The organism is Leptospira mayottensis 200901116 (assembly GCF_000306675.2).
In the GTDB taxonomy this organism is placed as follows: Bacteria; Spirochaetota; Leptospiria; order Leptospirales; family Leptospiraceae; genus Leptospira; species Leptospira mayottensis.
In genome coordinates, this window is record NZ_CP024871.1 from 1430001 (window position 1) to 1432500 (window position 2500).

At 39.2% G+C, this 2500-nt stretch carries 3 protein-coding genes (2 of these 3 only partly in view); all 3 read left to right on the forward strand.

Annotation, left to right across the window (positions count from 1 at the left end; translation table 11 throughout):
* Tightly spaced (at most 48 nt apart), the 3 genes in view from LEP1GSC190_RS06345 to LEP1GSC190_RS06355 form a layout consistent with a single transcriptional unit that may run on beyond the window.
* Positions 1–957 carry the 3' portion of a hybrid sensor histidine kinase/response regulator gene (locus LEP1GSC190_RS06345; RefSeq protein ID WP_004280342.1) on the forward strand. Its footprint begins 573 nt before the window's first position, so 957 of the gene's 1530 nt are visible here — the last part of the coding sequence; its start codon lies off the left edge, out of view; the stop codon is at positions 955–957.
* 10 nt (positions 958–967) lie between these two features.
* Positions 968–2182 carry an EAL domain-containing response regulator gene (locus LEP1GSC190_RS06350; RefSeq protein WP_002762153.1) on the forward strand — a complete coding sequence of 405 codons (1215 nt, stop codon included), beginning with the start codon at positions 968–970 and terminating at the stop codon, positions 2180–2182.
* Positions 2183–2230: 48 nt separating this feature from the next.
* A protein-coding gene (locus LEP1GSC190_RS06355; protein WP_002762212.1) for a hypothetical protein crosses the window boundary here: on the forward strand, positions 2231–2500 show its beginning. The gene runs 498 nt beyond the window's last position; 270 of the gene's 768 nt are visible here — the first part of the coding sequence; the start codon lies at positions 2231–2233; the stop codon falls past the right edge of the window.

Sequence of the window (2500 nt, forward strand, 5' to 3'; positions counted from 1 at the left end):
CGAATTCGTTCCGCACAAAATGCGGTTATGCGGGGCGCGGAAGTAAATAAGAAGTTATTGAATTTTTCTAGAAAACAATCTTTATATTCGGAAGTCGTGGATCCGAACACGTTGATTGCCGATTATTTGGAAAATCCAGAGGATGTGTTTCCACAGAACGTTCAGGTGAACTTTGATCCTCGCTCGGAGGGTGATCTTTGTCGGATTGATCGAAGTGAATTTGCAAGTTGTCTTATGCATTTGCTTCAAAATGCGAAGGAAGCTTTCGAAGAATCTGGAGGAAGTATTCTGATAGAAACCGATACGATCGTTCTAAATTCTAAAGATAAATCACTCGGGTTAAAGGAAGGACATTATCTTTTACTTAGGGTTGCGGACAATGGTAAGGGTGTGGATTTGAACATAGCCGATAAAATTTTCGAGCCTTTTTTCACTACAAAATCAAAAGGGAAAAATTCGGGACTTGGCCTTTCCATGGTCTTCGGTTTTGTGCAAAGAAGTGGAGGGCGAATCGTATTTGAATCTCATTCGAATATCGGTTCCGATTTTTATATTTATCTTCCTATTGAGGACATAAAATCAAACTCACATTTTGTAAAAGTGGAATCTTCAAAAAAACCGAAGGAAATTTTTTATTTTTCAAATGAAGGGGAATTTTCAAAGAGAACGTCTTATATTTTTCAGAGATTGGGGTATCGGCTTCGTCATTTTAGAGATCTAAATACTTTTGAATCTTATCTTTCTAATATAAATTCCGAAACTATTTTACTTTCGGAAACTTGGCGAGAAGGTTTTTCGAAGTGGAAGGAGATTGCGGTGAAGGCGCAAAACTCAGATTTGAAAGTGAAAATCTTTTATTTTTCTTCTTCGATTGACGCAAACGATTCGGAAAGTTCAGCTCAAATCTCCTGGCCTATATCTAGAAAGTCTCTTGAGAATCGTTTTAATATATTTTAATTGAATACTCATGAGTCAGCCTAAATTACCCAATCTACTGATTCTAGACGATGAGGAAGAAATTGCAGGTATCCTCGGGGATATAGCTAAACAATGTGGTTTCGAAGTTACGGTCACTCATGAAGCCGGGGTATTTTTTGAAAAGTTGGCCGAGGACACTCAATATATCATTTTAGATTTAGTGATTCCAGGAGTGGACGGAGTCGACGTTTTACGGATGTTATCCGGTAAAAAGCTTTCTGTTTCCGTAATCTTAATCAGTGGAGCGGATCGAAGGGTTTTACAAAGTGCTGAAGCCCTTGCGATCCAATACGGATTAAAAATTTCGGGAGTTCTTGAAAAACCGATCCGAATCCAAGAATATCAGAGTGTACTTACGGGACTTATCTCCAATCAAAAGAACGAATCTTCGCAATCTTTTGTCGTTGGAAAAAGAGCTGTTAAAGAACAGACTTCCGTGAACACACCGGAAGAAATTGAGCAGGCGATTCGAGAGGATCAATTTCTACTTTATTATCAACCCAAGATCAATTTTAAAACAGGAAACGTTTCCGGTTTTGAATCTCTGGTGCGCTGGTCTCATCCGAAAAGAGGTTTGATTTTTCCAGATTCTTTCATTCCAATCTTGGAATCGTATCCGAGTTTAATGGACGCGATGACTGAGAAATTGATTCTTCAAGCACTCACTCAATGTTCGGTTTGGAACAAACAATTCCCGGGTATTGCGGTTGCTGTAAATGTTTCTCCTGTGAGTATGAACAAGTTGATTCTTCCTGAAACTATTTCTAAGATGATCGAAAGTTTCGGTTTGAAGAACAGCCAGTTGATTGTCGAAGTTACGGAAACTCAGTTATTGGAAAATATCACGTCTACTTTGGACATACTAACTCGGATTCGAATTCGAGGAATCGGACTTTCCGTGGACGATTTCGGAATCGGTTATTCTTCCTTGAAACAAATTCATCGTTATCCTTTTACAGAACTCAAAATCGATCGATCTTTTGTAAGTGTATCTCCGTATGATAAGGAAGCTCTTTTTATTTGTCAGGCTGCTATTGATCTCGGTCATAAACTCGGAATGACGGTCGTGGCGGAAGGGATTGAAACCGCTGTTGTGGGAGAGTTGATGAAAAGGCACGGTTGTGACAAAGGGCAGGGTTATTTCTACAGTAAACCTATGCCCGCAGATGCTACCTTACCGTTTTTGTCCAGTTTCAAGTCCTAATTTTTTTCTGGTTTACTCTCAAGGAAAGAATTCGATTCTTCCGGTTGTATGAAAAATTTTCTTCAGGATCCGGATTTTCCCATTTTGATCCAGGCTTATCGCTCTTCTTTGGTTCGACGATATTCGATTTCCAATTTGGAACGTTATCCGGAACTGAAGTCCATTCCGAGGCCGGTTGTAGATGTTCTTTTAAAATATTTTTTAGAGCTTCTTTATCCGGAATACAAAGGAAGACTTTTGTTGGACGGGGCTTTTCGTTCCCTTTCTGGTTTTGTTCATAGTCCTTCCAAGGTGTTTGGTTTGATCGGTTCTTTAGGA

Bases quoted from the DNA above. Each gene is read 5' to 3' on its own strand.
- LEP1GSC190_RS06350 (WP_002762153.1), top strand. From the start codon at position 968: ATGAGTCAGCCTAAATTACCCAATCTACTGATTCTAGACGATGAGGAA.